The sequence below is a fragment of the Sphingomonas segetis genome (genome assembly GCF_009720245.1).
Taxonomy (GTDB): domain Bacteria; phylum Pseudomonadota; class Alphaproteobacteria; order Sphingomonadales; family Sphingomonadaceae; genus Sphingomicrobium; species Sphingomicrobium segetis.
Map to the genome: position 1 here is coordinate 1 of NZ_WJSQ01000185.1, position 4571 is coordinate 4571.

A 4571-nucleotide genomic window follows, 5' to 3' on the forward strand; every position below is an offset into this window, starting at 1 on the left:
TCGCCGGCCCGGCGGCAGCGCCCGGCCGGACGCTCCGGCCCGAGGATTTCGGAGCGCTCGGCGATGGCGCGGCCAACGATACCGCGGCCTTCCGGCGCCTCGGTGCGGAGGTGAACCGCAGAGGGGGCGGAGTCATCGAGCTCCGGCCCGGGCGCACCTATATCGTCGGCTCGCAGCTGCCTGCAGCGGAAGGGTGGAGGCCCTCCCCGATCCTCGAGCTCAGCAGACTGAGGATGCCCCTGACGATCCTCGGGAACGGCGCCCGGCTGATTGCCCAGTCCGGCCTCCGGTTCGGAACGTTCGACCGGCAATCCGGCAGGCGCGTGGATCACGCGCTCCCTTATCTCGACCACTCCGACCTCGCCTTCCCCTACCACGCGATGATCTTCGTCCGCGACTGCACGGCCCCGGTCCGGATCCGCGACGTCGAGCTCGACGGCAATATGAAGGAACTCAGAATCGGCGGGCCTTTCGGTGACACCGGCTGGCAGGTCCCGGGCACCGGGCTGCTGCTGACCGGCAATCGCGACGTCGAGATCGTCGAGGACGTTCACACGCACGATCATGGGCAGGATGGCGCCATGTTCATCGGCACCCCGGCCCGGGCCGGACGCGCGACCGTCATGCGGCTGGTGAGCCGACACAACGGCAGGCAAGGGCTCAGCATCACCGGGGGGCGCGGCTACGACCTGCTCGACTGCGAGTTCAGCCAGAGCGCGCGTTCCGTCGTGAAAAGCGCGCCTGCCGCCGGAGTCGACATCGAGGCGGAGACGGACCCCGTCGAGGATATCAGCTTCACCAGGTGCCGTTTTTCAGACAACGGCGGCTGCGGGCTGGTGGCCGACAGCGGAAACAGCCGCAATCTGCGCTTCGCAGACTGCCGGTTCATCGGGACGACCAGCTGGTCCGCCTGGCCGAACAAGCCGGGTTGCCGCTTTTCGGACTGCATGTTCGTGGGTTCGGTGGTGCATGCCTTCGCGGATCCCGATCCCCGGCGGGCGGCGCGCTTCCTTCGCTGCACCTTCACCGACGATCCGGCCCTTTCCCCCACCCGCAAGGTCTATACCGGCGGGGGCCCGATCGTGAACCTGGCGCAGAGCGAGAACGTGCTGTTCGACAAATGCACGTTCCGGCTGGTCGCTTCGGGCACTCTCCCGTGGAGCTGGAAGGCGACCTACCGCGACTGCAGGATGACCCAGAAGTCGGCGGCGATTGCAAACCCCAAGGGCCGGTATCTCGGCCGTTCGATGATTACCGGGCGGGTGGATCTCTATGGGTCGATGATCGAGGGGACCCTGCTTCTGAACGGGCGGCGGATGCCAAACGGCCCGATGGGCGTTCCGGCCTGGTGAACCGGCGCGACAGCGAACGATGCATATGCGGGAGAAGAGATCTCCGCCGCAAGTGTCGGAGGTCGTTGGACTTCCACCGGCAGAAGGTTATTGGGGAGGCCGAGTCGAGGTCCCGGAACCACAGGATGAGCTATGGTCGATAGTCGCGTCTCCGCCGGGCTTTTTGTTGCGCTGCTCGCCGCGGCCGCACTCTCGCTTTCGGGCTGCGCCGACACCCGCGGCGGGTCGATTCCCTACGGCCGGGTCCTCGCGGCGCCGGACGAGGCGGCGGTCCGGCCCCTCGCGGGGAACTACAAGATCGCCCCGCTCGACAAGCTGACGATCAAGGTCTTCAAGGCCGAAGAACTCTCGGGTGACTATGATGTCGACCTCGCCGGGCACATCTCGCTGCCGCTGGTCGGCGAAGTCGAAGCGGCGAACCTCACGACCGCCGAGCTCGACGACAGGCTGACCGAAGCGCTCGGGCAGAAATATTTCGAGCATCCCGACGTCAGCGTCGCGATCAAGGAATCGACCGCCCATGTCGTCACCGTCGACGGCGCCGTGAAACAGGCCGGCCAATACGCCGTCAACGGCCCGATGACCCTGATCCAGGCGGTGGCGAGCGCGCGCGGGACGTCGGAGGATGCCAATCCGAGGCGAGTCGCCGTGTTCCGGACGATCGGAGGGCAGCGCCAGGCGGCGGCATTCGACCTCACCGCCATCCGGCGCGGCGAGTCGCCCGACCCGCAAATCTACCCCGGCGACATCGTCGTGGTCGACGGGTCGAGGATCAAGGAAGTCCAGAAGCAGATCCTGCAGAGCGTGCCGCTGCTGGGCCTGTTTGGACCCGTTCTCTAGGAATGGCGGGCGTGGGGCGAGATACGCGAGGCGATCGACCGTGAACACAGGCATAGTCGTACCGAACGGCGGACCCTGGCCCGTCGCACCTTATGATCCTTCCGCCGGCCAGCTCGGCCGCGGCCAGCGCAACTATTCGGCGACGAACATCCTCGATTTCGCGACTCTCCTGCGCATCGTCCGGCACTGGCGCTGGCTGATTCTCGCAGCAGTCGGGGTCGGGCTCTGCGCTGCCATCGTGATCTCATTGCTGATGCGGCCGACCTACCGGGCGTGGGTCACTCTCGAAGCGAACCCCCCGACCTTCGAGGTCACCGACGACAAGGACAGCGAGCGCAAGCCGTCGGGCGGAAGCACGTTCGACTTCGTCTCGACCCAGGTCGGACTGCTCCAGAGCCGAAGCGTTGCCGAGCGCGCGGCTCAGGAGCTGAACCTCGCCAACAATGCCGAGATCGTCCCGCAGGGAGCGGCTGCGTCGGAACGGCTCAAGATCGCGACCGGCGTCGTTTCGCAAAACCTGAAGGTCGTCCCGCCGCAGCAGGGGGAGCTGATCAGGTTCAGCTTCGATTCGACCTCGCCGCAGCTGGCCGCGACCGTCGCCAACGCGGTCGCCGACAGCTTCATCGATACGGCGATCCAGCGGCGCTACGAGTCCAGCGCGTACGCGCGCAATTTCCTCGAGCGGCAGATCAGCAAGACTCGCGGCGATCTCGAGCGGTCCGAGCGGGCGCTGGTTGCCTATGCGCAGCGGCAGGGCATCATCACCACCGGCGGTTCGGATAGCCAAAGCGGAAGCGACACCACGTCGCTGCAGGGAGAATCGCTGGTCAAGATCAACCAGGCCCTGGCCGACGCCACTGCCCGGCGGGTCGCGGCCGAAGGGGCCTACCGCCAATCGCTTGCGACCGGCCCGACGATGGAGGTGACGCAGAGCACCCAGGTGCTGCAGCAGCAGCTCGCGCAGCTCCAGGCGGAATATCAGCAGAAGCGCACCCTGATGAAGCCCGACCATCCCGAAATGGCCGGCCTTCGCTCGCAGATCGAGGAGCTCCAGCGGCAGATCGCCAAGGAGCGCGCGCGGGTCTCCTCGGGCCGAAGCAACAGCCTGCTCGCGGACTATCGCGCGGCGCTCTCGGCCGAGAATGCGCTGCGCGCCCGCGTCGCCCAGCTGAAGGGCGATGTGCTGGACCTGCGCGGCCGGAGCATCCAGTACACGATCCTCCAGCGCGAGGTCGACACGAACCGGGCGCTCTATGACGCCTTGCTGCAGCGCTACAAGCAGATCGGCGTTGCCGGCGGGATCGGGGTCTCCCCGGTATCGGTCGTCGACCGCGCGACCCCGCCCGACTTCCCGTTCAAGCCCAACCTGCTTCTGAACATTCTTCTCGGCGTCGGCTTCGGCCTTCTCGCCGGCCTCGCCGGGGCAATCGGCCTCGAATTCATCAACGACACGATCAAGAGCCGTGAGGACGTTCGGAAGAAGCTCGCCTTGCCGTGCCTCGGAGCCGTTCCGCGTACGCCGGGCAAGGCGTTCGTGGACACGGTGAGGGACCCCGGCTCGCCGGTCTCCGAGGCCTATTCGGCGGTCGTCACCGCGCTTCGGTTCAGCACCGAAGAGGGCATGCCCAAGGTGCTGTTGCTGACGAGCACCCGCTCGGGCGAGGGCAAGTCTTCCTCGGCGCTGGCGCTCGCGCAGAACTTCGCCCGGCGGGGCAAGTCGGTGCTGCTGGTGGACGGCGACCTGCGCAAGCCGGCGTTCAAGGCGCAGGATGACGATGCCGGCCTCAGCAAGCTGCTCACGACCGACGACTCGGTGGACCGCCATGTGGTCGAGACCCAGCACCCTGGCCTGTGGCTGCTTCCGAGCGGGCCGGTGCCGCCCAACCCCGCGGACCTGCTGTCGACCGGGCGCATCCGAAGCGTCATCGCCGAGGCGGGAGAGCGGTTCGAGATGGTGCTGATCGACGGCCCGCCGATGCTCGGCCTCGCCGACGCCGCGCTGCTCTCCGCCGCCGCCGGCGCCGTGATCTTCGTGGTCGAGAGCGGAAAGACGAGGACCCGCGGAGCGATCGAGGCGCTCAACCGGCTCGAGGCCACGGGCACCCACATCCTCGGCGCGCTTCTCACCAAGGCAAGCGAAGGCGGCGGGAGCTACGGCTACGGGCATTATGGCTATGGGTACGGTTACGGCAGGGGCAAGCTCAAGCACACCGAATTCCTGATGATCCCGCGGCCGGATGACGAGCCGCCCGGTGCCGGAGCCTCGCAGGGAGCGGGAGCCTGAGTAGCGCGCGGCGCCGCGGCTCGGCCGTGCGGGCCGTGGTCGTGGTTGCCGTTGTGCTGCTGCTCGCCGCCGAGGTCGTCCGCAACTCGGCGGTC

At 67.7% G+C, this 4571-nt stretch carries 3 protein-coding genes; all 3 read left to right on the forward strand.

Going from position 1 to position 4571, the window contains the following annotated elements:
- Positions 1–1352 (forward strand): right-handed parallel beta-helix repeat-containing protein (locus tag GH737_RS13175; RefSeq protein ID WP_196233180.1); only part of this gene is annotated, 1352 nt, incomplete at its 5' end.
- 132 nt (positions 1353–1484) lie between these two features.
- Positions 1485–2192 carry a polysaccharide biosynthesis/export family protein gene (locus tag GH737_RS13180; protein ID WP_155265258.1) on the forward strand — a complete coding sequence of 236 codons (708 nt, stop codon included), beginning with the start codon at positions 1485–1487 and terminating at the stop codon, positions 2190–2192.
- Between the two features lie 40 nt (positions 2193–2232).
- Positions 2233–4476, forward strand: coding sequence for a GumC family protein (locus GH737_RS13185; RefSeq protein ID WP_196233181.1), 2244 nt, complete (start codon positions 2233–2235; stop codon positions 4474–4476).
- Positions 4477–4571 lie beyond the last annotated feature (95 nt).